The 24,984-nt window shown below is 58.6% G+C and carries 26 protein-coding genes; 9 read left to right on the top strand and 17 right to left on the bottom strand.

Going from position 1 to position 24,984, the window contains the following annotated elements:
* Positions 1 to 8 precede the first annotated feature (8 nt).
* The 6 genes from BN873_RS09590 to lptM all read right to left on the bottom strand — a co-directional run bounded on the left by BN873_RS09590 (position 9) and on the right by lptM (position 5,088).
* Positions 9 to 737 (bottom strand): DUF484 family protein, encoded by a 729-nt coding sequence (locus BN873_RS09590; protein WP_171820448.1) that lies wholly within the window; start codon positions 735 to 737, stop codon positions 9 to 11.
* Positions 738 to 745: 8 nt separating this feature from the next.
* Positions 746 to 1,576, bottom strand: a complete 831-nt coding sequence (gene dapF / locus BN873_RS09585; protein WP_048673310.1) for a diaminopimelate epimerase — start codon at positions 1,574 to 1,576, stop codon at positions 746 to 748.
* Between the two features lie 41 nt (positions 1,577 to 1,617).
* Entirely contained in the window at positions 1,618 to 3,165 is a 1,548-nt protein-coding gene (locus BN873_RS09580) for a bifunctional GNAT family N-acetyltransferase/carbon-nitrogen hydrolase family protein (RefSeq protein WP_048673308.1), read from the bottom strand.
* An 81-nt stretch (positions 3,166 to 3,246) separates the two neighbouring features.
* Complete coding sequence (locus tag BN873_RS09575; RefSeq protein ID WP_048673307.1) at positions 3,247 to 3,669, bottom strand: CoA-binding protein; 423 nt, start codon at positions 3,667 to 3,669, stop codon at positions 3,247 to 3,249.
* Positions 3,670 to 3,693: 24 nt separating this feature from the next.
* Positions 3,694 to 4,941: a diaminopimelate decarboxylase gene (lysA, locus tag BN873_RS09570; RefSeq protein WP_048673305.1), complete on the bottom strand. Its 1,248-nt coding sequence runs from the start codon at positions 4,939 to 4,941 to the stop codon at positions 3,694 to 3,696.
* Between the two features lie 3 nt (positions 4,942 to 4,944).
* Complete coding sequence (gene lptM / locus BN873_RS19435; protein ID WP_082161198.1) at positions 4,945 to 5,088, bottom strand: LPS translocon maturation chaperone LptM; 144 nt, start codon at positions 5,086 to 5,088, stop codon at positions 4,945 to 4,947.
* A gap of 134 nt (positions 5,089 to 5,222) precedes the next feature.
* Here lptM and BN873_RS09565 point away from each other — a divergent pair, with 134 nt between their 5' ends.
* Entirely contained in the window at positions 5,223 to 5,906 is a 684-nt protein-coding gene (locus tag BN873_RS09565) for an alpha/beta hydrolase (protein WP_048673303.1), read from the top strand.
* Between the two features lie 204 nt (positions 5,907 to 6,110).
* Positions 6,111 to 7,340: a pyrophosphate--fructose-6-phosphate 1-phosphotransferase gene (locus tag BN873_RS09560; RefSeq protein ID WP_048673301.1), complete on the top strand. Its 1,230-nt coding sequence runs from the start codon at positions 6,111 to 6,113 to the stop codon at positions 7,338 to 7,340.
* Positions 7,341 to 7,429: 89 nt separating this feature from the next.
* Here BN873_RS09560 and BN873_RS09555 read toward each other — a convergent pair whose 3' ends face one another.
* Positions 7,430 to 7,873, bottom strand: a complete 444-nt coding sequence (locus BN873_RS09555) for an energy transducer TonB (RefSeq protein ID WP_048673299.1) — start codon at positions 7,871 to 7,873, stop codon at positions 7,430 to 7,432.
* Between BN873_RS09555 and BN873_RS20385 the strand changes: the two genes are divergently transcribed.
* On the top strand, positions 7,858 to 8,262 hold the full coding sequence (locus BN873_RS20385) for a hypothetical protein (RefSeq protein ID WP_048673297.1): 405 nt from the start codon (positions 7,858 to 7,860) through the stop codon (positions 8,260 to 8,262). The two genes, BN873_RS09555 and BN873_RS20385, sit on opposite strands and share 16 nt — an antisense overlap.
* Positions 8,263 to 8,349: 87 nt before the next feature.
* Here BN873_RS20385 and BN873_RS09545 read toward each other — a convergent pair whose 3' ends face one another.
* The 6 genes from BN873_RS09545 to BN873_RS09520 are packed head-to-tail and all read right to left on the bottom strand — an operon-like array spanning position 8,350 to position 13,801.
* Positions 8,350 to 8,718 carry an ExbD/TolR family protein gene (locus tag BN873_RS09545; RefSeq protein ID WP_071244115.1) on the bottom strand — a complete coding sequence of 123 codons (369 nt, stop codon included), beginning with the start codon at positions 8,716 to 8,718 and terminating at the stop codon, positions 8,350 to 8,352.
* The gene (gene exbB, locus BN873_RS09540; RefSeq protein WP_048673293.1) at positions 8,711 to 9,133 is read right to left on the bottom strand and encodes a TonB-system energizer ExbB; all 423 of its coding nucleotides are present in this window, start codon (positions 9,131 to 9,133) and stop codon (positions 8,711 to 8,713) included. The genes BN873_RS09545 and exbB overlap by 8 nt, the downstream gene beginning before the upstream one ends.
* Positions 9,133 to 9,756, bottom strand: a complete 624-nt coding sequence (locus BN873_RS09535; RefSeq protein WP_048673291.1) for a sulfite exporter TauE/SafE family protein — start codon at positions 9,754 to 9,756, stop codon at positions 9,133 to 9,135. Before BN873_RS09535 ends, exbB begins: the two co-directional genes overlap by 1 nt.
* On the bottom strand, positions 9,749 to 10,804 hold the full coding sequence (locus BN873_RS09530) for a 4Fe-4S binding protein (RefSeq protein WP_048673289.1): 1,056 nt from the start codon (positions 10,802 to 10,804) through the stop codon (positions 9,749 to 9,751). Before BN873_RS09530 ends, BN873_RS09535 begins: the two co-directional genes overlap by 8 nt.
* A complete protein-coding gene (locus BN873_RS09525) occupies positions 10,797 to 11,675 on the bottom strand; it encodes a hypothetical protein (protein ID WP_048673287.1) in 879 nt (292 codons plus the stop codon). Before BN873_RS09525 ends, BN873_RS09530 begins: the two co-directional genes overlap by 8 nt.
* Before the next feature lie 8 nt (positions 11,676 to 11,683).
* Positions 11,684 to 13,801, bottom strand: a complete 2,118-nt coding sequence (locus BN873_RS09520; RefSeq protein WP_053085289.1) for a TonB-dependent receptor — start codon at positions 13,799 to 13,801, stop codon at positions 11,684 to 11,686.
* A gap of 150 nt (positions 13,802 to 13,951) precedes the next feature.
* Here BN873_RS09520 and BN873_RS09515 point away from each other — a divergent pair, with 150 nt between their 5' ends.
* The 3 genes from BN873_RS09515 to BN873_RS09505 all read left to right on the top strand — a co-directional run bounded on the left by BN873_RS09515 (position 13,952) and on the right by BN873_RS09505 (position 16,832).
* A complete protein-coding gene (locus tag BN873_RS09515) occupies positions 13,952 to 15,187 on the top strand; it encodes an ATP-binding protein (RefSeq protein ID WP_048673285.1) in 1,236 nt (411 codons plus the stop codon).
* Entirely contained in the window at positions 15,184 to 15,729 is a 546-nt protein-coding gene (locus BN873_RS09510) for a response regulator transcription factor (protein ID WP_048673282.1), read from the top strand. The genes BN873_RS09515 and BN873_RS09510 overlap by 4 nt, the downstream gene beginning before the upstream one ends.
* 275 nt (positions 15,730 to 16,004) lie before the next feature.
* Positions 16,005 to 16,832, top strand: coding sequence for a hypothetical protein (locus BN873_RS09505; RefSeq protein WP_048673279.1), 828 nt, complete (start codon positions 16,005 to 16,007; stop codon positions 16,830 to 16,832).
* Positions 16,833 to 16,895: 63 nt separating this feature from the next.
* Here the strand turns inward: BN873_RS09505 and BN873_RS21150 are convergent, their stop codons facing one another.
* The gene (locus BN873_RS21150; RefSeq protein ID WP_048673277.1) at positions 16,896 to 19,751 is read right to left on the bottom strand and encodes a DNA translocase FtsK; all 2,856 of its coding nucleotides are present in this window, start codon (positions 19,749 to 19,751) and stop codon (positions 16,896 to 16,898) included.
* A 69-nt stretch (positions 19,752 to 19,820) separates the two neighbouring features.
* Positions 19,821 to 19,979: a hypothetical protein gene (locus tag BN873_RS20380; protein ID WP_171820447.1), complete on the bottom strand. Its 159-nt coding sequence runs from the start codon at positions 19,977 to 19,979 to the stop codon at positions 19,821 to 19,823.
* Between BN873_RS20380 and BN873_RS09495 the strand changes: the two genes are divergently transcribed.
* The 3 genes from BN873_RS09495 to BN873_RS09485 are packed head-to-tail and all read left to right on the top strand — an operon-like array spanning position 19,978 to position 22,581.
* On the top strand, positions 19,978 to 21,153 hold the full coding sequence (locus BN873_RS09495; RefSeq protein WP_048673275.1) for a GNAT family N-acetyltransferase: 1,176 nt from the start codon (positions 19,978 to 19,980) through the stop codon (positions 21,151 to 21,153). The genes BN873_RS20380 and BN873_RS09495 overlap by 2 nt on opposite strands.
* Positions 21,125 to 21,859, top strand: a complete 735-nt coding sequence (aat, locus tag BN873_RS09490) for a leucyl/phenylalanyl-tRNA--protein transferase (RefSeq protein WP_048673273.1) — start codon at positions 21,125 to 21,127, stop codon at positions 21,857 to 21,859. The genes BN873_RS09495 and aat overlap by 29 nt, the downstream gene beginning before the upstream one ends.
* Complete coding sequence (locus tag BN873_RS09485; protein ID WP_048673271.1) at positions 21,856 to 22,581, top strand: arginyltransferase; 726 nt, start codon at positions 21,856 to 21,858, stop codon at positions 22,579 to 22,581. Before aat ends, BN873_RS09485 begins: the two co-directional genes overlap by 4 nt.
* A 48-nt stretch (positions 22,582 to 22,629) precedes the next feature.
* Here the strand turns inward: BN873_RS09485 and BN873_RS09480 are convergent, their stop codons facing one another.
* Positions 22,630 to 22,887, bottom strand: coding sequence for a YbdD/YjiX family protein (locus BN873_RS09480; RefSeq protein ID WP_048673269.1), 258 nt, complete (start codon positions 22,885 to 22,887; stop codon positions 22,630 to 22,632).
* Positions 22,871 to 24,949, bottom strand: a complete 2,079-nt coding sequence (locus tag BN873_RS09475; RefSeq protein ID WP_048673266.1) for a carbon starvation CstA family protein — start codon at positions 24,947 to 24,949, stop codon at positions 22,871 to 22,873. The genes BN873_RS09480 and BN873_RS09475 overlap by 17 nt, the downstream gene beginning before the upstream one ends.
* Positions 24,950 to 24,984 lie beyond the last annotated feature (35 nt).

Raw genomic sequence — 24,984 nt, 5'->3', positions numbered from 1 at the left:
TGGCGGATTTATTCACCGCCGCTAGCGGCCGATGAGTCATCGTCCGTTGGATTCATCTGCCAACCGCGCGCCAACAACCGGGCTTGCAGCGCCTGACTGACCAGCTCGCCCATCCGCTCCAGAAAAAAGGTGCCGACCCCGGCATGAAACCGGTCAGGATCGGAACTCCCCAACACCAGCAGCCCACGCCACTCGTCGCCGCCCAAAGGAATCAACGCGGCCGACGCCGCGCTGGCCCCCTCGTCACAACGCAAAACGGCGGCTTGCTCGGAACTTAAACGACTGCATTGCGGCTGACCCAGGCGAAATACCTCGGCGAACAACGCCACGATATCCGGGCGCAACAAATCTTCCGCCGCGCGAAAGCCACCGCTGGGCGGCTCGGTGAAGCACAACATGATGCAATCGGCCTTGAACTCGTCGAGCAAAATAGCCTTGATGCCCTGCAATAACTCGTCCAGCCCACCACGCGCATCAAGCAGGTTCAGCGCCAGACGCTGTACTCGCTCAGCCAGCCGGTCGTTATCCCGCGCGATGGCCACCAGATCGAGCAATTTGTCGTGCAGGCGTTGGCAGCGCCCCCGCAGCAGGCGATTCTGGTATTCCAATAAGGAGACTGCCGGTTCGCAAGGATGTGGGATACGCAAACTTTGCGTCAGCTCTGGATGACGAACAAAAAACTCTGGATGATCGCACAGATAAGCAACCATGTTCGCTTCGGGATCTGTTTCGGCCATCTCATCCTTCACCATTCGAGCCACCCCTCGAATACGGTTGCCACAGGGCCAGTCATGGTGACCGATTCTCCCTCCCCGGCCCAATGAATATTCAAATCACCCCCAGCGAGTTGGACACGGACCCTGGGCGCTAACAGCCCCTGCAACCGACCGACCACGACCGCCGCACAGGCGCCGCTGCCACAGGCCAGGGTTTCACCGACGCCACGCTCGAACACCCGCAAGCGGATGTGATCAGGAGCAACGATTTGCATGAAGCCGACATTAGCACGCTTTGGAAACCGGCCGTGGCGCTCCAGCAAAGGACCCAGATGGGCCACCGGTGCGTGGTCCACCTCATCGACCACAACCACCGCATGGGGATTGCCCATTGACACCACCCCGATGTCCATCTCGATACTATCGGCAGCTATCGGATAGTGTGCAGCGCGCTGCGTGGCGAAAAAGGGAATTTGAGCCGGCTCCAACACCGGCTGGCCCATATCCACCGCCACTTGGCCATCCGGTTGGATGTGCAGCCGCAACAACCCAGCAGCAGTCACTACCCGCACATCATCGCGGTCGATCAAGCCTCGGTCGCGTACAAAGCGGGCGAAACAGCGGGCGCCGTTGCCGCACTGCTCCACTTCGCCACCGTCGGCATTGAAAATGCGGTAACGGAAATCGGCATCGGGCCGGTCAGAGGCTTCCACCAGAAGCAACTGGTCGCAACCGACACCGAAATGGCGGTCGGCCAAGCGACGAATCCGATCTGGATCGAGTGCCACTGTCTGAGTGATGCCGTCGATCACCACGAAATCGTTGCCCAGGCCGTGCATCTTGGTAAATCGCAGTGTCATGCCGTTGCCTTTACGGATACAGCCCAAACGGTCAGGCCGGCTTAATTCCGGCCAGTCCAGGCGATCTTGTACAAGTCCAGCCGCCGGTCACGAAAGTTGCGCACGCTGCCATGGGTGCGCATTTCCTTCAAATTATCCAAATCCAGATCGACGATCAGGGTCATTTCAGTGTTTGGTGTGGCTTCGGCAGCGATGGCATCATGGGGAAAGGCGAAATCGGACGGTGTAAAAACCGCCGCTTGAGAATATTGCATGTCCATGTTTTCCACCTTCGGCAAGTTGCCGACACTACCGGAAATCACCACGTAACATTCGTTCTCAATGGCGCGGGCCTGAGCGCAGCGCCGAACCCGCAGATAAGCGTTCTTGGTATCGGTCCAAAACGGCACGAACAGGATTTGCATACCCTGGTCGGCGAGCAAGCGAGGGAGTTCCGGAAATTCAACATCATAGCAGATGAGGATACCGATCTTGCCGACATCCAGTTCGAACACTTGCAGCGTGTCACCCCCTTGCAGACCCCAGTACGACCGTTCGTCCGGGGTGATATGCAGTTTGGACTGTTTTTCCCAAGTCCCGTCACGCCGGCATAGATAAGCTGCGTTATACAACGCGCCGCCCTGATATTCGGGCATACTGCCGGCGATGATATTGACATTATAGGCGATAGCCAATTCCAAAATCGCATCGCGTAAGGGTTCGGTATATTCGGCGAGCTGGCGCACGGCCTCAGCGGTATTGCTCTGGTGAAATTGGGCCATCAACGGGCCGTTGAAGAACTCAGGAAAGAGCACGATGTCGGTCTTGTAACCGGCGACCGCATCCACGAAATACTCGACCTGCTGCAACAATTCTTCCAACGAAGCGGTCTGGCGCATCTGCCACTGAACGGCCCCGATCCGCACCACCGACTTGCGCCCACCAATCAGGATTTCCTTCTCCTCATAATAGATGTTCAGCCATTCCAACAGCACGGCATACGCCTTGGAATCGGTATCGTCCGGCAAATAACCAGTGACGATCCGTCGGACATGGAAATCATTAGCCAACTGGAAGGTCAAGATCGGGTCAACCAGTTCCTTGGCCTTCACCATCTCGACGTACTGCTGCGGACTCATTTCGGCAGAATATTTGCCATAGCCGGGAATTCGGCCCCCGACCATGATGGCGCGCAGGTTGAGCTTTTCGCACAGCTCCTTGCGGGCATCATACAGGCGCCGGCCCAGCCGCATGTCCCGATAATCCGGGTGGACGAAAATATCCACGCCATACAAGGTGTCGCCGTTTGGGTCGTGCGTGGTGAGATAACCGTCGCCGATGATCTGCCAGTAGGTGTGTCGGTCACCGTAACGGCCGTAATCGACCAGCAGGCTCAGGGCGGACCCCACCACTTTACCGTTGTCTTCGATACAAATTTGGCCCTCAGGAAAGCGGGCGATTTGCGAGGCGAATTGCTCGCGACTCCACGCGCCATCCATATTGTGATAGACCAATTCCATGATCTCCTGAACGTCGTTGTAATCCGACAAACGGAGATTGCGCAGCTTGAGTCGGTGCTGAACCGGATGTTCTGTCGTTCGTTCGATCATGATGCGACTTGCAATGAAGGCTTTTTTAGTCGGTAGGATAAGAGCCAGCGTATTCAGTGATCACGCGGTAGCGACAACCAATCAAGCCAGCAACCGCGCGTAATCCCGATAGATGCAACGATCCATTATCACAGTCAGTCCGGCCTCGCGCGCCCGCAGCGCGGCTGCTTCGTCTAGCACGCCATCTTGCAACCACAACGCAGGCACTTTCAGGCTGATACATTCATCGACCAACCCAGCAACATGGCGCGACTCACGGAACACATCCACCAAATCGACCGGCCCTGGTAAATCGGGCAGGCTATGATACGCTTTCTCGCCGAACACGTCCGCCACGGTTGGATTGACCGGGATGATGCGATAACCAAAACCGCGCAATGCCCTGGCAACCCCGTAACTGGGCCGGCTCGGCGAAGCGGACAGCCCCACCACGGCGATGGTTTTAACCTGTTTGAGCAGCGCGCGAATCTGCTCTTCGGAAGGATTGGTGAATCGTGCACCCATGGCGTTATCTCTCGAAAGCTGGAATCAACTTAGGATAGTCTCTCCCGCATACAGTTCCGTAACCGTCTCTCGTCGGCGCACCACCTGAAACTGCGCACCGTCCACCATAACTTCAGCGGCGCGCGGCCGGGAATTGTAATTGGAACTCATGGAAAACCCATAGGCACCGGCGGAACGCACCGCCAATAAATCGCCGGCGGCCACGCTTAACGCGCGATCTTTACCGAGGAAATCGCCAGTCTCACAAACCGGGCCTACCACATCGTACTGGGACGGTTCGCCGGTACCGCCCGCTTCGACCGGAATGATCGCCTGCCAGGCCGAATACAGGGCAGGACGCAGCAGGTCGTTCATGGCTGCATCCACGACCGCGAAGTTCTTATCGGCGCCTTGTTTAAGCAGTTCGACCCGCGTGACCAGAATCCCCGCATTACCGACCAACGCACGGCCCGGTTCGAGTAAAAGTTCATACGGTCGCCCTTGCAGACGTTCGAATAGGGCAACGGCGTACTCAGCAGGCAACGGCGGCTCCTCGTCGCGGTAGCGGATGCCTAGCCCGCCACCGACATCAATATGATGGATGCGGACCCCCTGCGCTTCCAGCCGCGCCACCAAGGCCAGCACCCGATCCAGGGCATCCACGAACGGCGCGAGGCGCGTTAACTGCGAGCCGATATGGCAATCCACTCCGACAATTTCAAGGTGGGGCGATGCAGCCGCGCGCTGATAAACCGCCAGTGCGCGCGCCACGTCGATGCCGAATTTATTTTGTTTCAGACCAGTGGAAATATAGGGATGGGTGTCGGCATCCACATCTGGATTGACGCGCAGCGATACCGGCGCCCGCCGACCCTGTGCGGCCGCTACCTGCATCAGCATGGCCAATTCCGCTTCGGACTCGACATTGAAGCAGCGGATGCCGACCTCCAAAGCGCGCTCCAACTCATCGCGGCGCTTGCCTACTCCCGAAAAAACCACCTTACCGGGATCGCCGCCGGCTACCAAGACCCGCTCCAGTTCGCCGACTGAGACGATATCGAACCCTGAGCCTAACCGCGCCAGGCTATTCAATACCGCCAAATTGCTGTTGGCCTTGACCGCGTAACAGATCAAATGCGGATGGGCACCAAAGGCTTGATCAAAGGCGTGCCAGTGCCGCTCGATGGTGGCGCGGGAGTAGATATAACACGGCGTGCCGACCACCGCCGCGATGTCGGCAACCGCTACATCTTCGGCGTACAGCCGGTTATCCCGATACTCGAAATGATCCATGCGTCAGGGCCTCGGTGGCGCCGGGTCGGATGCAGGCGGCGACGCGGGTGATTTGGGCAGATACAGCGGGCCTTTTTGACCGCAACCGGCCAACAGCAGCGCCAACACCAATCCGGCCAACAGGGGCCCGGCACGAAACTCGGACATTTCAGCGATCCCTTAAAAGCGGCTCTCAAAATTAGGCGCCAGTATAGCCTGCATTTGGTCGGTCAGGGCGGCTTGACAAGCCACTCGACATCACGGCTAATGCCAATCCAAGGTCTTCCACAGGAACGTTTGCCATGAACCCCTCACTACTGACCACCGTCGAAATCGAACCCAAGACCGCTGCCCGTTCCAGCGTCATCTGGATGCACGGCCTTGGCGCCGATGCGCGTGATTTCGAGCCTATCGTCCCCGAATTACGCCTCCCGGACGAGTTGGGGATTCGTTTTGTGTTTCCCAACGCGCCCATTCGGCCGGTAACGGTCAATGGGGGAATGCGGATGCGCGCCTGGTACGATGTGCTCAGCATGGATTTACCGCGCCAGGAAGACCCTGAGGGCGTTTACGCCTCTGAGCGGGCCCTCTGCGACTTACTCGAACGCGAGAAACAACGCGGCATAGCCGCCGACCGGATCGTGCTGGCCGGCTTTTCCCAAGGTGGGGCGATGGCGCTGCACACGGCACTACGCTACCCCGACCGCTTGGCCGGGATTTTGGCTTTATCCTGTTATCTTCCCTTGATCAGCAAGTTCTCTGATGAACGACGGCCCGCGAACCAACCAACGCCGATCTTCATGGCGCACGGCGATTACGATGCCGTGATTCCGATGCGCTATGGCCAACAAAGTGCCGAGTTATTGGAAAATCTGGGCTATTCGGTGGCATGGCAAGATTATGGGATGGGTCATGAAGTGTGCTGGGAGGAAATCCGCGATATCGCCCAATGGCTGAGCCAAACCTTGGCGGTAGTGCAGGCCTGAAGAGAACAGGCTCCCCCACTCACTGGCTACAAAGCCTTCCCTGATCGCCCGCTGAGATGGCGCCCCTAAGCGGACAGCAGGCGAAAAAACTTCGCTGCCTCTGGCGCGTTTTGCGTTGTTGAATGGCGGAATGTACCCTACATTTTAGTTTGCTTTGGACCTCTTTTGCCCTTTGCTGTCAATCTAACAAGGTAAATACCCATTATGAGCAAACCCAAAAAAGTGGCGATTCTTACGGCCGGCGGTTTGGCCCCCTGCCTTAGCTCAGCAGTTGGTGGCCTGATCGAGCGCTATACCGAGATTGATCCAAGCATCGACATCATCTGTTATCGCAGTGGTTATAAAGGATTGCTCCTGGGAGACTCTTACAAAGTGACCCCAGAAATCCGGGAAAAAGCCGGGTTGCTGCACACCTTCGGCGGTTCACCCATCGGTAACAGTCGTGTCAAACTCACTAACGTCAAGGATTGCGTCAAGCGCGGCCTCGTTAAAGAGGGACAAGATCCCCAGAAGATCGCGGCGGATCAATTGGTCAAGGATGGCGTGGATGTTCTCCATACCATTGGTGGCGACGATACCAACACCGCTGCGGCCGATCTTGCGGCGTTTCTGGCGAAAAATAACTACGGCCTCACCGTCATCGGCCTACCCAAGACCGTCGATAACGACGTGTATCCCATCAAGCAGTCGCTGGGCGCTTGGACCGCTGCCGAACAAGGCGCTCGTTACTTCAAGAACATCGTTGCGGAAAACAATGCCAATCCCCGCATGTTGATCATTCATGAGGTAATGGGTCGCAATTGCGGCTGGTTAACTGCCGCCACCGCGCTGGAATATCGCAAGTTGCTGGACCGCACCGAGTGGCTGCCCGCCATCGGACTGGACCGCTCCGCTTTTGAAGTCCATGCGGTCTTTGTGCCGGAAATGCACATCGACATCGCCGCCGAGGCTAAACGCCTGCGCAGCGCGATGGATAAGGTCGATTGCATCAATATTTTCGTTTCTGAAGGTGCGGGCGTGGAAGCCATCGTCGCCGAATTACAGGCCAAGGGTCAGGAAGTTCCGCGTGATGCCTTCGGTCATATCAAGCTCGACGCAGTAAACCCCGGTAAATGGTTCGGTGAACAGTTCTCCCAGATGATTGGTTCGGAAAAAACCCTGATTCAAAAATCGGGTTACTTTTCACGCGCGTCCGCCGCCAACATTGAGGATATTCGCCTCATCAAATCATGCACCGACCTCGCCGTCGAATGCGCCATGCGGGGTGAAGCCGGCGTCATCGGCCATGATGAAGACCATAACGGCGTATTGCGAGCTATCGAGTTTCCGCGTATCAAAGGTGGAAAACCCTTCGACATCGATACGCCTTGGTTCACTGCTATGCTGAAAGCCATCGGTCAGAAGAAAGGCAAGAAGGTCACCGTCAGCCATTAAGCATTCCGCACAAATGCACCGGGAGCAGTAGCCAGGCCATCTCGCCGCTGCTCCCGGCGTGTCCGCTGCAATCCCCTGCTTTGCGATCATCAATCCAGGCGATAGGCGACCGGGATCTCCAGCCGACTCTCGCCAGGCGGCGACCATTGACCGCGCAGAGCGGCCACCGCCTCACGAACCAGCGCCTTGGCTGCCTGATCAAGCACCGGGAAACCGGAACCCTGGCGCACTTCCGCCAGACGCAATTCTCCATTCGCTCCGATCTCAATGGCCATCGTCACCACTCCCTCCTGGCCCAGACGACGGGCCACCGGAGGATAGCTGCGCATTTCCCGCAACTTCCGGGTCAGGGCTGCATACCAGAGTTGCCTGGCCTGGGCACGGTCAGGCTCCGGTGGGGCGGCTTTGCTACTGCTGCCCGCAACGGAGGGCGCTATGAGTTTGCGAGCGGGTAAGGTTACACCGCTGTCACCCTGCCTCTCTGGCCAGCGTTCAGTGGTGGCTGGGGATGGTTGCGATGGCGTTTCTGTCATCCAACGCCGGTTCTCCTGGCGCGGAGCACGGGGCGACGGTTCCGCAAAGGGAGCAAGCGGCATTTTGGGCTGACGCGGCGGGGGCGCAGCTTCAGCAACCGGGCGCGGTTGATGCTGTTTTAGTGGTTGCGCCACCACTTTGGCAGGCGGGGGCGGGATTGGCTTGGATCGGGGCAGTACCGGCGGAGTTGGCCGGGGCCGAGAAGGTGCGGCTAATGCGGGCTTCGGTTTGGGAGTCGCCGGGGCTGGAGCAGGAACAAGTGGGGGTGCCTCGGGAGGTGCACTGGGTGGAGCCGGAAGCGTTGCTGGCGCTGGCGAGATTGGCGGAGTGGCCGGAGCCGGTGGCTCTGGTGCAACGGCCAGTTTTACCTCCCACCGGCTATGAGTAGGCACGGGCGGATCAGCGGAAGCAAGGCTCAGCAACAAACTCACCATACCCGCATGGAGGGCGATAGAAGCCCCCCAGGCCCGCCAACTCATGTGCGTTTAACTTCCAGACTGACCTGGGAAAAGCCCAGCGCCTTGACCCGATCCACCAGCTCGATGAAATCACGCAGGGCCAAACCCCCATCGGCCCGTACCACCATCGGCGTGGCAGGCGGCAAACCGTTCAGGGCGGCAGCCAGATCGGCGATGGGTTGATCGTTCAGATAAAGGGTGCGTTGCAGGGTGAGGGTCAGTACCACCGGACTATGCTGGCTCTGTTCCGCATGGGCGGCGTGCGCCAGATCGACCGGAATCTGGCCCGTAACGATAAACGTGGCGGTGGTCAACACAATCGTCAGCAGCACCAGCATGATGTCCACCAGCGGAATCACATTGATAGAGGCGATTTCCTCATCCATGATGCGCATCCCAGCGGGCCAGCAACAGCTTCACTTTCCGGCGCAACGCATTGTTCAACGCGACGCAGGGAATCGCTACCACCAGACCGGCAGCGGTTGCTTTCAGCGCCAGCGCCAGCCCGGTCATGATGCTTTTTACGTCGATGTCGCCCGTCGCGCCCAAAGTCTGGAAGGTCAGCATGATGCCGAGCACGGTGCCCAGCAGACCGACATAAGGAGCATTGGCCGCCACGGTGGCGATGGTGGTCAAGCCGGCGGTGAGGTCGGCTTCCAGTTCCACGCGCTGCTTCCAGGCAGCGACATTGACCCGCCGGTAGTAAAAAAAGCGGGCGATGCCGATGGCGACCGCCCAGATCGAAAGCACCAGCAGCAAGCCCAGCACGCCGTATTCAACCCAGTCTTTCAACATGTTCATCACATCCCCAGAGACAGACGATAGCCACCCAGCGCCAACAGCACCAACCCCGCGCCACGTTGCAACCACAGACCCAACCAGCGCTGCTCCGTTTTCAACCGTGCGCCAAAAGCCGCGAGCAGCGGCAGCACCAGGAGCAAGGGCGTCACCGCTGCACCGAGGCCAAACGCCAGGCCCTGGGCAGCCCCGAAGGTCGCAGAACCGGACTGGGCGGTGAAAGCGAGCAGAGAAGCCAGCGGGGCGCAAGGTGTGAGGCTCAGCGCAAAGCCCAACGCCAACGGTGGAGTATGTGCGGCGCGCAATGGCGTACAACCGCGCGGGCGGCCCTCACCCAACAGTAACCAAAGGCCAGCGGCCACCGACGCGATGCCGATGGCGACATGGCCCAGGCCACCGTGCAATTCAGCGCTCAGCCGAGCACCCGACAGACCCGCAACCCAACCCAGCAGCGCATAGGCGCTCACCCGGCCTGCGAGAAACCAGCCGGTATCGGCCAGTACCACCGCACGTTGACGCGCCAGCACCCATGTGCCCATGAAGGGCAGACAGGTCACTGTGCAGGCGGTCAGGCCCAGGGACAGACCGAGCAGCCAGGCAGAGAAAAGACCCGCCGACTCAACCATGGCCGCCGGTCCTGGGCGGCAACCAGCGCACGATTTTCGGTTCGCCTTGCGGGCTTTCCTGCTTAATCCGCGCCTTGTAATACGGGCGTGATGCGCCAAACAAGCGGGCGGGGCCAAACTTGATTTGGATCACCGCATCGTCCGGGCAGAATTCGGCGCAACGGCCGCACAGAGTGCAATCCTCGTTAAACGCTTTTTGGCCAGACTCGTGCCAGATTTCGGGAATATCCATCGGGCAGGCTTTGGTGCAGATACCGCACTTTTCGCATCGGTCATGGGCTTGCTTGACCAGCCGCAGCGGCGATAAGCGCTGAAACGTGGCGTTGATCGCCAGCAGTGGACAGATGCGGCAGAACGGCTGGCGCACAGCCAGACTGGCAATCAGCACAAAGCCAAACAAGGTATTGGCCAGCGCCCCAAACGCGAAATCGAGAATCCCGCCGGTGCGAATGGCGGCCTGTTCGGTATCACCGGTCAGCAGTGTGGTGGCGAGACGGGAGGGACAAACCTGACAGAAGGCATCGCCGGTGGCGTGCGGAGTCACTCCCAGCCCGGCGGCCAACGGCAAGCCCAGCACCAACACCAGCAGCACCAGCCATTTCAGGGGACGCAGGCGTCGTGCCGCACGTTCGGATAAATGGCGAAAAGGCCGACGCAGTACCCGACCCAGCCGATAGAGTCCTTCCTGCACTGTGCCCAGCGGGCAAATCCAACCGCAAAACGCCTTGCCGATGAAGAAATAAAAGGCATAGAACGCCGCCACCGTGAAAACCAGCGGCAACAGCAGGCTGAGGGTGAACTTCCCGGTCTGTTGGATCAGTTCGCCGACCCGGTGATGCATCTGGTGTTGCAGGGGAATCAGCACGCAATACGCGCCATTGGACTGATCGTAGGCGCACGACAAGGAGGGCAAGGCGTTGGAGATTTTCTCGGCGGCGTAGTGGCCAACCAGCGCGCCGCCCCACACGGTCAGCGCCAACATGAGTAACTGGACGCCCAGCCGCAGACGGCTCAGGCTAAGAACGGCAGATTGAGCAGCTTCAGGCATGAGTGGGTTCCTTACGGCGCATAATCAAAGGTAGGCCGAGCAAACCGCCCAAGGCCAGAAAACCGCCGCCCCAGAGCAGGCTCCTGCGGGCATAGGCATTCGCGCCATAGCGGTAGTTAAACGCGGTCAGATAATGGCGGCCCTGGGCCTCATGCTCCACCGCCAAAACGAAGCGGTTGGCGGCAGGCTGGCCGTGTCCGCCCTGGCCTTCCGCTGGCTTGACATCAGCGGGAAAATTCACCAGGACGCGGCCAGCGGCATCGCTGACGAAGCTGGCGCGAGTGCCCGCATCACTGACAAAGCGCAGCGTCGTCCCAGCCAGCGGCTTACCCTGAAACCGCAGCATGAAAAAGCGCTTCTGATTTTCGCGGTACTGGTTGTGCTCACGCGGCAGCGGCGCGGGTACGATTTCCAGTTCGCTCTTAGGCCGATCCAGCAGGTCGGTCGGGGCCGGGCCAGGATTGGAGAAAAAATGCGCGGTACTGGCGACAGTCACCCCATCCGTGCTCTCCTGACGCGCTTGCAGCCAGTGGTAATTGCCCACGCCGGAGGATTGCAGGGTGAAGCGCCCGTCTTGCGCCGTAATGTCCCATTCCAACCGGTCGGTTTTGAAGCGGAGACCTTCGGGGAGCGGTGCCCGATCGCCGGGAGCGTAAGCTTTTACGGTGTCAACGCTCAGATTGCGCAGGCGAAAGGTGGCGGCGGCACGGTCGCGGCCCGGTGCCATCTCAATCAGCGGCAGGTCTGTCCAGACGGGAGCGGCTGAGGCAGAACCTCCCGGTGCAGAGTCTCCGTGCCCGCCGTGGCCGTTCTCGGCAGCCGCGACGCTCAAGCTCCAGACGCATAGCACTACGACGGTAAGCGCACGCATGGCCGACCTCACTGGAAATCGTAGCGGTAAGTGAGCATGAGCGTGCGCGGTGCGGCCGCCGCGTAAGTGACCTTGCCGATGGTGTCCTTTTTCACCTCCATCGCGTAATGCTGGTCGAACAGGTTATCGGCATTCAAAGTGACCGAATGACCTTTCTGTTCATAACTCAGGGAGAAATTGGTCACCCAATCCCAGCCTGCATATTTCTCGGTGTTGGCGTTATCCAGCCAGTAGCTGCCCCAGGTGTTGGAGGACAGCCGCGCTTTCCAGCCGGTGGGCGACGCCCAGCCGAGGAAAACGCCGTATTGGTTTTTCGGGACGAACGGCACCGTGTTACCGGCCCGATCCAGATTCTTGCCACCCACCGGCTCGCTGAAACTCTCATAGGTGTAATCGGCATAGCCGTAGTAGCCGCCCAGCTCGAAACCTCCAGCCAGATTCAGGCTACCCGCCAGTTCCAAACCCTTGCGCTCGGTTTCCCCGGCATTGACGAAGTTGTTGACGCCACCGGTCGTGATGGTGACGATTTCCTTCTCGACGTTGTTTACATATACGCTGGCGTCAAAGCGCCAATCTTTGCTGCGCCCTTTCAGGCCGATTTCGTGATTGCGTGAAATCGGTGCCTCCAGTGCTGGGTTGTTGGAAAACTCGCTCTGCGAGGGCACCTGTCCGGCCTGGGCGATCATGCCAAACAGATTCAGCGTATCGGTCAGCTTGTAATTCACTGCCAGCTTGGGCGCGGGCAGACGATAGGTTTTTTCAGAGTGACTCGGCCCTGCGCCCTTAATGTATTTTCCGGCTGCATAGTCGTATTTCCAGAACTGCTGGTTGTCGTCGGTGAAGTTGATCAGGTCGTAGCGCACGCCGATGTCCACAATCCAGCGTTCCGCCGGACGCCATGACTCCTGAAGGTAAATGCCGGTGAGCAGGTTGGTCGCATCGTCGATTTCGGCAAGCCGACCCTTGGCATCGGAACAGGTAGCGAGAATTCGCCCGGTCGCTGTGGCCGAATCGACACAGGCCCCCCGGCTGGTGGTGGTTTTTACCTGACCGTACTGGTATTTGCGGGAGTCCGGGGTTCTTTCCTGACGGGCGGTCAGCCCGCCCACCAGGGTGCCGCCGCTGTGTTTCCACTGGCCTTCCAGGTCTGCGCCCAGATTCCACACCCACTCCTCGCTTTCGTTCACAATGCCGGTGACCGGGTGGTAGTGATACCAGGTGTTGTAATAGAGCCGGGGCTTGAAGGTGAAATCGCCGGATTCAACTTCATATTTACTATTGAGAAACAGCACCTTGGAATAACGCCCGGAGTGCTTCCACGCTTCCGAGGTGTCGGTTTGCTTGCCCTTGTCAACAAACTGCTCATACAGCGTCTTGTCCATCGCACCGGGCAACTGGATATTGGCTTCGGCGTAGGACAGCTCGCTTTCCAGACTGCCCCCGTCCAGCAACAGGCCATGCTTCAAGGAAATCTGGGTGGTGTCGAACTGATTCCAGATCCGCCAATCGTTATCCATGTTGCGATAGGTGGCAGTCAGGGCCACGGCCTGCCGTTCGCCGGTCAGCCCATAGCGCAGGTGATAGTTCTGGGTGCCTTGCGTGCCAAAGCCCAGCTTGAGATTGTTGGCGGCATCATCGAAGACCGATTTCGAGAAAATTTGGATGGCGCCGCCGCTACTGCCTGCCGCGAACAGATTGCCCGGCCCCTTGGCGACTTCGATGCGTTCGATGTCCTGGGTATCGACGAAATCCAGACGACTGAAACTGTCGGGATCGGTCAGCGGCACACCGTCACGCAACACCATGATTTCACGGATGCCATACGGCGCTTTCAGCCCGGCGCCGCGAATGATAAGCCGGGCATCAAAACCCCCGTTCTTGCTATCGACAAACACGCCGGGAATGGCCTGCAAGGCTTCCTTGACATTGAACATCTTCTTGTCTTCCAACTCCGCCTTGCCCACCACAGCGATGGCCTGGGGCACCTCGCCGCTGGCGCGCTCTTCACGAGTGGCGGTAATGGAGATTTCATCCAAGCGCGTTTCTTCAGCATCAACGCGCGTTTCTTCAGCATGGACAGCCAGCGGTAGAGCGGTCAGGATCAAGGCCAGACGGTGAGGTTTCATTCCAGGTGTTCCTGTCGAAAATTCGCCCATTGTAGAAAGGGGCTTAGTACGCTTAAATGCGACAAATTGCCGCACCTGCGACAGGACAGGGGAATATCTTTACAATACAAGCACTCTCGTTACCGCTTGCTGGAAAATCGACGGAGACCGATGAAAGACTTGCGCCGTTTGTTGTTGCTCCGCCTGCTGGTGGTGCTGGGGCCGGGCGTTATGCTGCTCTGGCTGCATTTCGGGCTGACGCCGCCGCTGCCATTGCCGCCGTGGCTCATCGCACTGTTTTTAGGCGTGATCGCGCTGGCGTTCATCGCCTTGCATCCACGTACCCGACTGTTGAAGCCGGTCGGGCCGTGGGAGTTATTCGCCTATTTGCAGCTCGACGTGCTGGCGCTGGCCGGGCTACTGTATTTCAGCGGTGGGGCCAGCAACCCGTTTATTTCGCTGCTGCTATTGCCCTTGCTGATTACCGCCACGCTGTTACCGATCCGGTGCGTTTGGGCGATGGCGGCTGTCACGGTCTCGGTCTATACCGGCTTGATGGTTGATTATTTGCCGCTGCCGGGAATGCTCAGCGGTCATGGCCCTGGCTTTCACGCCCACCTATGGGGGATGTGGCTGGTGTTCGTCATCAGCGCCCTGCTGGTCGCCGGTTTCGTGGCGCGGCTGGCGGCAGCGCTGCGCCAACGGGATCGGGAGGTGGCGCGCCTGCGTGAAAAGGCGTTGCGCGATGAACAGATATTGGCCCTGGGCATGTTCGCAGCGGGCGCGGCGCACGAGTTGGGCACGCCGCTTTCGACGATTGCGGTGCTGGCGAAAGAGTTAGAGCATGAATATCGTCAAGACCCGGTGCTGGGTGACGATTTGCACACGCTGCGCGAACAGGTTGAGGTGTGCAAAACCATTCTCGGCGATTTGTTGCGCAGCGCCGACCTGGCCACCGACCGCGAGGCGGCGCAACCACTGGACGCGCTGCTGGAGCGCACCCGCAACCGTTGGCAATTGCTCCGGCCCTGGGTGCCGCTGCGGGTTCACTGCGCGGGTTCATTGCCGCCACCGACCGTGGCTGCACCGCACACCGTCGGCCAAACCCTGATCAGTCTGCTCGCTAATGCGGCGGACGCTTGTCCTGAAGGCGTTGATCTAGCGGGGCGCTGGGACGCGCAGCGGGTGGTGATCGAGATTCGTGACCGTGGGCCGGGCTTACCGGCCGAGATGCCGCATCCGCCGGGAAAGGGCTTTTTTTCCACCAAGGAGGGCGGCGCGGGGATTGGTTTGTTATTGGCCAATGCCACGCTGGAGCGCCTGGGGGGGCAGGTGACGCTGTCGCACGATGCTCAGGGTGGAACCTGCACCCGTATCGACCTCCCTGCCCGGCTGGCAGCGGCATGATAGCCGCCGCTGCACAGCCCCGCCTGCTGCTGGTGGACGACGATCCAACTTTCTGTAAGGTGCTGGGCAATGCCTTGGGTCGGCGTGGTTTCGCCGTGATCGTTGCGCATCGCAGCGATACCGCCTTGCACCAGGCCCGCATCGACCCACCGCAATACGCTGTGGTCGATCTCAATCTGGCGGGTGATTCGGGACTGCGTTTGATCCCGGAACTCTTGGCGTTGAATGCTGCGATCCGTATTGTGGTACTAACCGGCTATGCCAGCCTGGCCACGGCGGTGGAAGCGATCAAATTGGGCGCGGTGAACTATCTGGCCAAGCCAGCGGATACCGATCAGGTACTGGCCGCGTTTGCAGCGACGGCGGGCGATCCCGCTGCACCGGTTAGCGCTCGTCCGTTAAGCGTGAATCGTCTGGAATGGGAACACATCCAGCGGGTATTGCGCGATAACGATGGCAACATCTCCGCGACCGCACGCCAGTTGGATATGCACCGCCGCACCTTGCAACGCAAGCTGGCCAAGCGGCCCGTCAAAGCCTGAACCCAAGTCCAAGCCCAAGTCCAAGTCCAAACCATCGCCTCCGTCTATTCCCTCATCGCTTTGCTGCGGATTTTGCTTTACCACTAAAGTCGAGCCTTCCTTTGGCAAAAAAAACATTGCAGATCGGCAATAATGTAATATAATTACATCAATGTTAATTTTTTTAATCAAAAATTCCGCTGTGCCACTAGTTTTTGTGTATGGCAACCAATCCCGGTAGACCGCCATCGGTTGCGCTTAGGGGCCGGCATAAAAATTTCTTAAGGATGACCGAAATGTTGATAAAAAAACTTCGTGCTGCTCCGTTGTTTGCTATCTCACTGGCTGGCCTTTTGGTGACCGCTGGCAACGCCAGTGCAGCCGTTTGGCCTGATCACCTTGCCCAGGCTCAAACTTACGTCAGCCAGATTAAAGCTGCTAATAATGCGTTCAATTCCCCTGCAACGCTCGCTTACGACGCATCCCAGACTTTGCAAGCGCAAACCAAATGCAGTTCATTCGTCAATCTACTGCTAAAAAACACCTATCCCGGATTTGTGACTGATCAGGTCTTGGTTGCATTGACGGGTAGCAGTTCACCCTATGCGGACGAGTGGTTTACGGCGATCAGAAACCGGGTGAGCGATGCGCAATCCAAATTAGCGCTTAAATCCAGAGCGACTGTCTCTCAGATGAGAGCCGGTGATTTGATCGCATCCAGCTATACCACCAGTGGCAACACGGGGCATGTGATGGTTTTAGCAAGCATGGATTTGGCTGATGCTAACATCGCCCCGCCTTATCCCATCCCTGATGTGGTTACCGTCAATCGTTACCTGGTCAAGGTTTATGATTCGACCAACAGCCCGCACGGCAATTACTTTTCGAATACCAACCCCGACTCTCGCTACGACAAAGAGTGGAATGGCACCAACTGGGTCGCCGATCAGGGGCTTGGTTCCGGATTCATCACACTTTACGAAGATGTTGTCACCGGAAAACCGGTGGCGTGGGCGTGGAACACCAGCAAGACCACCAAGGCGTTTTATTACGCAGTGACACCGCCGGCCGGCAATACGCTGGACTATCGGCCATTGGCTATCGGTTACTTGGCGGGCTTGTAAAAACAAGCGCTTAGTCGAACGAAAATTCCTTAGCGAGGACATAGAGTACCCCCCACGCCCAACCTACGGCGGTGGAGGTGCCAAAACCTCGCGGCTGCCATTGGATTGCAGCGGACCCACAACCCCGGCCACTTCCATTTCTTCGACCAACCGCGCCGCCCGGTTGTAACCGATCCGTAGCCGGCGCTGCACGCCCGACACGGAAGCGCGCCGCGATTCAGTCACGATCCGCACCGCATCATCATACAAAGGATCGCTCTCACCGCCACGCCCGCCGGTCTCACCCTCCTCGCTACCCTCATCCTCTTCACGCGGTTCGACCAACACATCGTCGATGTAGTCCGGCGTGCCGGTTTGCCGCAAATAATCGACGACCTGATTGACCTCGTGATCATCCACGAAAGCGCCATGGACCCGCTGCGGCAAGCCAGTACCCGGCGGCAAATACAGCATATCGCCGTGACCCAACAATTGTTCCGCGCCCATCTGATCCAAGATGGTGCGCGAATCGACTTTCGAGGACACCTGAAACGCGACCCGGGTCGGGATATTGGCTTTGATCAAGCCGGTGATCACGTCCACCGAGGGTCGTTGCGTCGCCAAAATCAGGTGAATACCGGCCGCGCGGGCCTTCTGCGCCAGCCGCGCGATCAATTCCTCCACCTTCTTGCCGACAATCATCATCATGTCGGCCAGTTCGTCGATGACCACCACAACGAACGGTAGCGGCTGTAGCGCCGGAATCTCCCCACCGCTGGCACCGTCCGGTTTCCAGAACGGGTCAGGTAGCGTTTCCCCTTCTGCCAACGCATCTTCGATTTTGCGGTTAAAACCTGCGATATTGCGCACTTTCAACGCTGCCATCAGCCGATAACGGCGCTCCATCTCGCCGACACACCAGCGCAGCGCATTCGCAGCCTCCTTCATGTCGGTCACTACCGGCGTTAACAGATGCGGGATATCCTCATACATCGATAATTCCAGCATCTTCGGGTCCACCAGAATCAAGCGGACTTCAGTGGGTGACGCCTTGTAGAGCAAACTGAGCAGCATGGCATTGATGGCGACCGACTTACCGGAGCCAGTGGTCCCTGCCACCAGCAGGTGGGGCATTTTCCCCAGATTGGCCACTACCGGATTACCACCGATATCCATACCCAGAGCGAGCGTCAACGGCGAGGCCGACTGCGTGTAAATCGGCGCTTCCAGGACTTCACGCAGATACACCATTTGCCGCTTTCGGTTAGGAATTTCAAGACCGATCACTGACTTACCGGGAATCACTTCCACCACCCGCACGCTGATCACCGACAGGCCGCGTGCCAGATCCTTGGCAAGATTGCTGATCTGGCTGACTTTCACACCCGGTGCCGGATCGACTTCAAAGCGAGTAATGACCGGGCCAGGCTCGACCGCTACTACGCGGGCGACGATCCCAAAGCTCTTGAGCAGCGCCTCAACGTGGCGCGACATATCCTCCAGAGTTGCCGACGAATAATCCGACGTTCGTTCGACCGGTCGATCCAATAAATCCAGGGACGGCAAGGCATTTGTTTGGGGACGCTGCGGCAAAGCCACCCGCCGCACCATGCTGGCCACGGGTGGCGTGGCCACGGCAGAGAGGGTGTTTCCTTGCGGTATTAAGGCCGGCGCCACCGTGATCGGGTCATTCGAAGCCGGTTCGGAAAATCGCTCAGCCACCACCCAGGGCACCTCCACCGCAGGAGCCATCGTGGCCGCATTCCGCGATGGTGGCGGTAGGGTAGGCACGGATCGAGTAACCGCCTTCGGTGGGGGAACCGCACTGGGGAGCAAGGTCAAATCTGATAATGGCATTCTCGGTGAGTCGGGAACAGCCACCGGTGTCCGTGGTTCCAACTTGACGGCAACACGCTCCTCACGCTCATGTGGCAGATGTAAGACGGGTTCAATACGGCCGCCGTGACGGCTCATTCCGCTGGAGGGCATCTCTTGGGCAACGGGAGACGGCGGTTCAGCCGTGGGCGTGAATCCGGGCTGATCCCCAGCGACAGAATCCGGCTCTACCGTATTTTTGCGCTCGAATGCCGCGCGACCGGCACGCCACCCTGCCCGCGCCCCTGCCCGCACCAGGCTCGCCATACCGCCTAACCCACGCCCCATCCAATGAGCCACTACGGCAGTTCGCTTCTCCATCGACGTGTTATCTGGCTTCGAAGAGGCTGTTTTAGTCGATGGCTTAATAGGATCATCAGGCGGCGTATGAATAGAGCGAGATGGCTGTTTAGGCGGTTTTTTGGGGGGGCCACCGAAAAGCCCACCGCCTCTTAATACCACGCCTCCGACCCAATCCAGGAGTTTGAGCCAGGAAAAACTGGTGGCGAGAGTCACGCCGGCTAACAATAAAACCACCATCAACAGGTTACCCCAACCGTAGCCGAAGGCTTCGATGAGAAAGCGGCTGACGTAAACACCCACCAGTCCGCCAGCAGAGGCATCGGTGCCAGGTAGGGTGGCTGGTGTAGCGTGCAAGTGGACCGTGGCCAATCCGCCGGCGGTGGTCAATGCCACAGCGAAGCCCAAGACTCGAAAAAAAACGATCTCGGCATCCAGTTCCAGCAACGCGCCACGCTTGAACAGCCGCCAGCCAGCCCACAACAAACCCAGCGGCAACAAATAGGCGGGATAACCGAAGAAATAGAGCAGAATATCGGCGAACCAGGCCCCGGCTACGCCACCGGCATTCTGAATCCGAGTGACGTTCGCGGTATGGGTCCACGCCGGGTCAGCCGGATGAAAGGTGGCCAGCGCGACGGTCATCGCCAAAGCGATGGCAGCGACCAGCCAAAAACTTATTTCCCGGAAAATCCCTTGCAAAAAACGGGTGAGACCTGCCCGAATGGCGGGTGGTTCGGTCTTAACGCGGTGTGCCTGCGGCAAAATTCAATCCTATTGGTGTGCGAAATGAAGTGGCGACCGGTGGCCGCTCTGTGATGACTCAGGGCATGGTTATTGTCCCATCCCGAAGCGCTCAGGTGAAGGGTAGCGAACGGACAAGCCCCTATGGCCACCGCTGAACTGATCGGCCAATTGCCGTTCCAATACCAACGGCTGCCCATAACCGAACTGTAACAATCGCTTGCCCACTACCACCGCTCTATCACTCATGCAGATTCAACGCCTTGATACGCTGACCGCAATCCTCGCACTCGAATGGAATACCTTGGTATCGGAACAAAACCCCTTTCTCAGCCACGAATTCTTGGTGGCCCTGGAGCGGCATCAGTGCGTCGGGGAGCGGACAGGCTGGCTCCCATGGCATCTCATCTGTCGAGACGACACTGGGCGTTTGCTTGGGGCTGCGCTGTTGTATCTCAAATTCAACTCCTATGGCGAATTCGTTTTCGATTGGACCTGGGCTGAAGCTTACCGTCAACAGAATCTCCCCTATTATCCCAAGTTGGTGGGAGCGATTCCTTATACGCCAGCGACTGGCCCCCGACTGCTGCTGGCGCCAGACCAACCGCAACCCGCCGCAACCCGCCGGGCGCTCATCGATTTTGCATTAGCGGAAGCGAAACACCATCAATGGTCTTCGGCCCATTGGCTATTCCCGGCCACCGAAGATCTGGAACCGTTACTGGAACAGGGTTTGCTGCACCGGGTAGGCTGCCAATTCCACTGGGAAAACCCAGGCTACCGCGACTTTCAGGATTTTCTCGATACGCTCACCGCCAAGCGGCGTAAGAATATCAACCGAGAGCGTCGGCTGGTGCAGGAGGCTGGCTGTGAATTACAGGTGTTGCACGGCGGCGAGATCAGCGAGGCACAATGGCAGACGATCCACGGATTCTACCGTTCGACGTTCGAGCGGTTGGGTGGCGTCCCTACTTTGAATTTACCCTTTTTTCTCGACATCGCTGCGACATTGGGCGACCGCCTGGTCGTGGTGCTCGCTGCTCTGGCAGGCCATGAGATCGCAGCCGCGCTCTGCTTTCGCAGCGCCACTACCCTTTATGGACGCCATTGGGGTTGTCGGGCTGAGTACGATAGCCTCCACTTTGAAGCCTGCTATTATCAGGGCATCGACTATTGCATACGCCAAGGGTTACTGCGTTTCGAGCCGGGGGCGCAAGGTGAACATAAAATTCACCGGGGTTTTTTGCCAACGCTCACCCATTCGGCTCACTGGATCGCCCACCCGGCTTTCCGCCGGGCTATCGCGGGCTTTTTGGCTCGGGAGACTCCCGCCGTGCGCAATTACGCACGAGAATTGCTACAACATTCACCCTACCGCAACAAGGTGATGCACGATGCGCCTGCCGTGGCTGGACCCGTCTGACGATGACCAGCCGTTCCCGCATCCAAACCGGGCGTTGATTGAACCGGACGGGTTGCTGGCCGTCGGCGGCAACCTGCATCCGCGCCGTCTGTTGCGCGCTTACCGGCTCGGTATCTTTCCGTGGTATTCCCCCGGCCAGCCTATTTTGTGGTGGTCTCCCGACCCGCGCCTGATCCTGTTTCCGGAACGGGTCAAGGTCTCGCGCAGCTTGCGCAAAACCCTGCGCAAGGGGCAATTCAGCATCACCCTCGATACCGACTTCCCGGCAGTGATCGCCGCTTGCGCCGCCCCACGCACCCCGGGCACCGGTACCTGGATCACGGCAGACATGGACCGAGCCTATTGCCGCTTACACCGTCTCAACCATGCTCACTCGGTCGAAGTCCGCCATGAGGGCCATCTGGTGGGCGGTTTGTACGGGGTGGCCATCGGCCGAATTTTTTATGGCGAATCCATGTTCAGCGTGATGAGTGATGCCTCCAAGGTTGCCCTGGTCTTTCTGGCCGCTCAGTTGAAACGCTGGGAATTCGCGGCCATTGATTGTCAAATGCGCACCGATCATATGCTACGGATGGGAGGGGTCGAAATTCCTCGCGCGCTTTTCCTGAAGCTGTTGCAAGCAAGCTGTTCATTGCCTGGTCGGACAGGGCTTTGGCAGTTCGATACCGACTTGCTGACCGACCTACTCAGTCCTTCGCTGCCATGAACTACCCCCGAGACGCCCTGTACGATTTGCGGATGTTTCTGACCACTGACTACCCGTGCAGTTATCTGCCGGGCCACCAAGCCCGCAACCTGGTTGCGGACCCGACCGTAACCGACTTAAGCCTGTACAGCCGATTAGCAGAATTGGGCTTTCGGCGCAGCGGAGACCATGTTTACCGGCCCCATTGCCGAACGTGTGCGGCGTGTCGCTCCTTACGTATTCCAGCTCACCGGTTTACGCCTAATCGCTCGCAGCGTCGTATCTGGAAGCGTAATCAGGATTTACAAGTTCAGGTGGTCGAGGCGGAATTTAAGGAAGAGCACTTCAATTTATTCGCTCGCTATCTAGGGGTCCGCCATACCGGCGGTGGGATGGACCCGGCGAATCCAGAAAACTACTGGTCGTTTATCACCTCACGCTGGAATCCCACAGGGTTGGCCGAATTCCGTTGCGAGGAGGCGTTGCTTGCAGTAGCGGTGACCGATCATCTGGCAAACGGACTCTCCGCCGTTTATACCTTCTTCGACCCGACGCAAGAAGAGCGCGGACTCGGTACCTTCGCAATCCTTTGGCAACTCACCGAGGTAAAACGCCTGGGACTCCAATGGCTTTATCTGGGCTACTGGGTTGAGCACTGCCATAAAATGGCTTACAAATCACGCTTCAAGCCACACGAAATTTTTATCACGGAACGGTGGCACTGGGCGCAATCGGAGTCTTAACGCCTCCACAAAACCCCGCCGCCATTCGGCAGCGGGGCTAAACTGCCTTCAACAGCAGCGCGGACCCGCCTTGGCATAGCGCCGGTCAATGGCGAAACGGAAAAACTCCTTTTCGTTCATCGGTATCACATCGGGGTGAATCTGCTGATGCCGAATCAGATAAGCCTGATAATCCGGCGCACCGATGATCCGGCGGAGGGCTTGATTAAAACCAGCAAGCCGCTGCGAGAAGGTTTTCGCAGCCCTGGCTGGTTGCTGCTCCTGGCAAACCAGCGTACTGGTTAACGCCTCAGTGGACGGTTGCATAATCGACTCCCGGATCTCTGGTTTGATAAGCGCTTTCCTTGATGGTCGGATTGGGATTACGAATGGCGCGTAAAGACATCCGAATCGCGAACACCGCCATGGCGATCACCAGCGCCACAAACAGCGCGGTAATCGTGCCGCACAGGTAGTTGTTAAACGCCACCCGCTGCATATCGGCGATGCTCTTGGCCGGTGCAATAATGGTCCCGGCGGCGGCCGCGTCGCTGTACTTCTGGGCAATGGCGAAGAAACCGACTGGTAAGGGTGAAAACACTTTCTGCCAGCCGGCGGACATCGTGCAAACCAGTAACCAAGCGGTCGGCACCAGCGTCACCCAGATATAGCGCTCCCGTTTCATCTTGATCAGCACCGTGGTACAGAGCAATAGCGCAATCCCCGCCAGCATCTGATTGCCGATGCCAAACAGTGGCCAAATAGTATTCACGCCGCCCAGCGGATCGACTGTGCCTTGGTAGACGAAATAGCCCCACATCGACACACACAGCACCGTGGCGATGACATTCGCAAAAATCGATTGGGTCTCACCCAGCGGGGCGTACACCGTGCCGAGTAAATCCTGGATCATGAAGCGGCCCGCACGAGTGCCCGCATCGACGGCCGTCAAAATAAACAGCGCCTCAAACAGAATGGCGAAGTGATACCAGAAGGCCTTCAGCGTTTGGCCGCCGACCGCCGCCGCCATAATCTCCGCCATACCAACCGCTAGTGTCGGTGCGCCACCGGCCCGATTCAAAATGCTGTGTTCGCCAATATCTTTGGCGGTCTGGGTAATCATCTCTGGCGTAATGGCCCAACCCCACTGGGTGATCACTTGCGAGGCTTTTTCGACCGTGTTGCCAATCACCGCCGCCGGACTGTTCATGGCGAAATAGATACCCGGATCAAGCACGCAAGCCGCCGTCAGCGCCATGATCGCAACAAACGATTCGGTCAACATGCCACCGTAACCGACGAAACGGGCGTGCGATTCCCGTTCGATCATCTTCGGTGTAGTCCCCGACGAAATCAGCGCATGGAAGCCAGAGACTGCGCCACAGGCGATGGTGATAAACAGGAACGGGAACAGAGTGCCGGAAAACACCGGGCCGCTACCGTCGATGAAGCGCGTGACCGCTGGCATCTTGAGATCGGGGGCGACGATGTAAATACCGAGTGCCAGCGCCACCACCACGCCAATCTTGAGGAAGGTGGACAGATAATCACGCGGAGCCAGCAGCAACCACACCGGCAACATCGACGCCACCGCGCCGTAAATAATGATCGCCCAGGCCAGTTGCGGGGCGGTGTAGGTGAACAGCGGGCCGAGCGTGGCATCGACGGCAACATGCCCGCCATACCAGATCGCCAACAGCAGCACGATGACGCCGAAGGCCGACGCCTCACCGATCTTACCCGGCCGCAGATAGCGCATGTAAATGCCCATCACCATCGCCAGCGGAATGGTCGCCGCCACAGTGAAAGTGCCCCACGGGCTTTCACCGAGCGCCTTGACCACAATCAAGCCGAGCGCGGCCAAAATAATGATCATAATCGCCAACGTGCCGACCAAGGCGATGCCCCCGGCGACCGGCCCCATTTCCATCTTGACCATCTCGCCGAGCGAACGGCCATCGCGGCGCATTGAGCAGAACAGCACCATGAAATCCTGTACCGCACCGGCGATGATGACACCAGCCAGAATCCAGATGGTGCTGGGCAGATAGCCCATCTGCGCGGCCAATACCGGGCCGACCAACGGCCCGCCACCGGCGATGGCCGCAAAATGGTGGCCATAGAGCACCCATTTATTGGTCGGGACGTAATCGAGGCCGTCATTACGAGCGACCGCTGGGGTCATCCGATTATCGTCCAGTTGCAAGACCCGCTCGGCAATGAATTTGCTATAGAAGCGATAGCCGATGAAGTAGATACAGAGTGCGGCGGTGACAAGCCAAACTGAACTGACCGTTTCACCCCGATTGAGCGCGACGGCCCCAAGGGCAAACGCACCGAGCACCGCGACCAAGAGCCAGCCGATATACGACAAGAGCTTGTTATTCATAGAATAAATGATCTCCTGCGTTCCATTGCACCTGT

Source organism: Candidatus Competibacter denitrificans Run_A_D11 (assembly GCF_001051235.1).
GTDB lineage: Bacteria > Pseudomonadota > Gammaproteobacteria > Competibacterales > Competibacteraceae > Competibacter_A > Competibacter_A denitrificans.
Note: the sequence above shows the minus strand (reverse complement) of the source record. Positions and strands in the feature narration are given on the sequence as shown.

Bases quoted from the DNA above. Each gene is read 5' to 3' on its own strand.
- exbB (WP_048673293.1), bottom strand. From the start codon at position 9,133: ATGAACATGTTGAAAGACTGGGTTGAATACGGCGTGCTGGGCTTGCTG.
- BN873_RS09590 (WP_171820448.1), bottom strand. From the start codon at position 737: ATGGCCGAAACAGATCCCGAAGCGAACATGGTTGCTTATCTGTGCGAT.
- BN873_RS09555 (WP_048673299.1), bottom strand. From the start codon at position 7,873: ATGACAGAAACGCCATCGCAACCATCCCCAGCCACCACTGAACGCTGG.
- BN873_RS09530 (WP_048673289.1), bottom strand. From the start codon at position 10,804: ATGCCTGAAGCTGCTCAATCTGCCGTTCTTAGCCTGAGCCGTCTGCGG.
- BN873_RS09510 (WP_048673282.1), top strand. From the start codon at position 15,184: ATGATAGCCGCCGCTGCACAGCCCCGCCTGCTGCTGGTGGACGACGAT.
- BN873_RS09495 (WP_048673275.1), top strand. From the start codon at position 19,978: ATGCAGATTCAACGCCTTGATACGCTGACCGCAATCCTCGCACTCGAA.
- BN873_RS09525 (WP_048673287.1), bottom strand. From the start codon at position 11,675: ATGCGTGCGCTTACCGTCGTAGTGCTATGCGTCTGGAGCTTGAGCGTC.
- lptM (WP_082161198.1), bottom strand. From the start codon at position 5,088: ATGTCCGAGTTTCGTGCCGGGCCCCTGTTGGCCGGATTGGTGTTGGCG.
- BN873_RS09475 (WP_048673266.1), bottom strand. From the start codon at position 24,949: ATGAATAACAAGCTCTTGTCGTATATCGGCTGGCTCTTGGTCGCGGTG.
- BN873_RS09565 (WP_048673303.1), top strand. From the start codon at position 5,223: ATGAACCCCTCACTACTGACCACCGTCGAAATCGAACCCAAGACCGCT.
- BN873_RS09535 (WP_048673291.1), bottom strand. From the start codon at position 9,756: ATGGTTGAGTCGGCGGGTCTTTTCTCTGCCTGGCTGCTCGGTCTGTCC.
- aat (WP_048673273.1), top strand. From the start codon at position 21,125: ATGCGCCTGCCGTGGCTGGACCCGTCTGACGATGACCAGCCGTTCCCG.
- BN873_RS09480 (WP_048673269.1), bottom strand. From the start codon at position 22,887: ATGCAACCGTCCACTGAGGCGTTAACCAGTACGCTGGTTTGCCAGGAG.
- BN873_RS09545 (WP_071244115.1), bottom strand. From the start codon at position 8,718: ATGGATGAGGAAATCGCCTCTATCAATGTGATTCCGCTGGTGGACATC.
- BN873_RS09575 (WP_048673307.1), bottom strand. From the start codon at position 3,669: ATGGGTGCACGATTCACCAATCCTTCCGAAGAGCAGATTCGCGCGCTG.
- BN873_RS20385 (WP_048673297.1), top strand. From the start codon at position 7,858: ATGGCGTTTCTGTCATCCAACGCCGGTTCTCCTGGCGCGGAGCACGGG.
- BN873_RS09485 (WP_048673271.1), top strand. From the start codon at position 21,856: ATGAACTACCCCCGAGACGCCCTGTACGATTTGCGGATGTTTCTGACC.
- BN873_RS09580 (WP_048673308.1), bottom strand. From the start codon at position 3,165: ATGATCGAACGAACGACAGAACATCCGGTTCAGCACCGACTCAAGCTG.
- BN873_RS20380 (WP_171820447.1), bottom strand. From the start codon at position 19,979: ATGAGTGATAGAGCGGTGGTAGTGGGCAAGCGATTGTTACAGTTCGGT.
- dapF (WP_048673310.1), bottom strand. From the start codon at position 1,576: ATGACACTGCGATTTACCAAGATGCACGGCCTGGGCAACGATTTCGTG.
- BN873_RS09515 (WP_048673285.1), top strand. From the start codon at position 13,952: ATGAAAGACTTGCGCCGTTTGTTGTTGCTCCGCCTGCTGGTGGTGCTG.
- BN873_RS09520 (WP_053085289.1), bottom strand. From the start codon at position 13,801: ATGAAACCTCACCGTCTGGCCTTGATCCTGACCGCTCTACCGCTGGCT.
- BN873_RS09505 (WP_048673279.1), top strand. From the start codon at position 16,005: ATGTTGATAAAAAAACTTCGTGCTGCTCCGTTGTTTGCTATCTCACTG.
- BN873_RS09560 (WP_048673301.1), top strand. From the start codon at position 6,111: ATGAGCAAACCCAAAAAAGTGGCGATTCTTACGGCCGGCGGTTTGGCC.
- lysA (WP_048673305.1), bottom strand. From the start codon at position 4,941: ATGGATCATTTCGAGTATCGGGATAACCGGCTGTACGCCGAAGATGTA.